The sequence below is a fragment of the Vibrio sp. 1731 genome, assembly GCF_033339955.1.
Taxonomy (GTDB): domain Bacteria; phylum Pseudomonadota; class Gammaproteobacteria; order Enterobacterales; family Vibrionaceae; genus Vibrio; species Vibrio alginolyticus.
Map to the genome: position 1 here is coordinate 1 of NZ_JAWOVO010000179.1, position 1,030 is coordinate 1,030.

Annotated in this window: 1 protein-coding gene; it reads left to right on the forward strand. The window is 46.5% G+C overall.

What is annotated here, in order from left to right; all coding sequences use genetic code 11:
* Positions 1-38: 38 nt before the first annotated feature.
* Positions 39-1,030 (forward strand): RecQ family ATP-dependent DNA helicase (locus R7035_RS26065; protein ID WP_318146429.1); only part of this gene is annotated, 992 nt, incomplete at its 3' end.

The window sequence follows — 1,030 nt, forward strand, 5'->3', positions numbered from 1 at the left end:
TGTACCCTAGTCTATCACCGAAGAAAGGTTTCCCTAACATGCAAAGTACCCAGTTACTACAAACGCTTCAATCCGTGTTTGGTTTTGACTCATTACGCCAAGGCCAACAACCAGTTATTGAATCGGTCATGGATGGTTACTCTGCAGCAGCAATATTCCCAACGGGCTCGGGCAAATCTCTTTGTTATCAACTCCCCGCCACCATGCTGCCAAACCTCACTTTAGTGATCTCGCCATTACTGGCACTAATGAAAGATCAGCTGAGCTTTTTGCAAAGCAAAGGGATCGCCGCCGCTTCTATTGATAGCAGCCAAAGCAGAGAAGAAGCGCAACGCGTAATGGTTGGAGTCAAAAACGGTGAAATCAAAATTCTGATGATTTCTGTCGAACGCCTCAAAAACGAGCGCTTTCGCGAGTTCATTCGTCAGGTGCCAATCTCTTTGATGGTAGTCGATGAAGCGCACTGTATCTCTGAGTGGGGACATAACTTCCGTCCGGATTACCTCAAGTTGCCGCAATATCAGCGAGAACTGAATATTCCTCAAACCTTATTGCTGACCGCCACAGCAACGCCCGCCGTTATTGAGGACATGAAAAATAAATTCGATATTACGAGTGACCACATTACTGTAACTGGCTTTTACCGTTCGAACCTCGATATTTCAGTCATCCCTTGCGAAGAGTCCGAAAAGCAAACGCAACTCAACACGATTGTCGCCGCAGCCCCTAAACTGCCAACCATCGTTTACGTAACGCAACAGCAAACTGCAGAGCAAGTAGCTAAGTCATTGATCCACATTGGCGTTAACGCTCATGCGTATCATGCGGGAATGAAAAGTGAAGTTCGTGAGCAAATACAACAGCAATTTATGGCGAGCCAAATTGACTGCATTGTGGCCACGATTGCCTTTGGGATGGGTGTCGACAAATCCGATATTCGCCGAGTAATTCACTTTGATCTACCTAAATCCATTGAAAACTATGCACAAGAAATAGGTCGAGCAGGACGCGACGGACAACGCTCCGAATG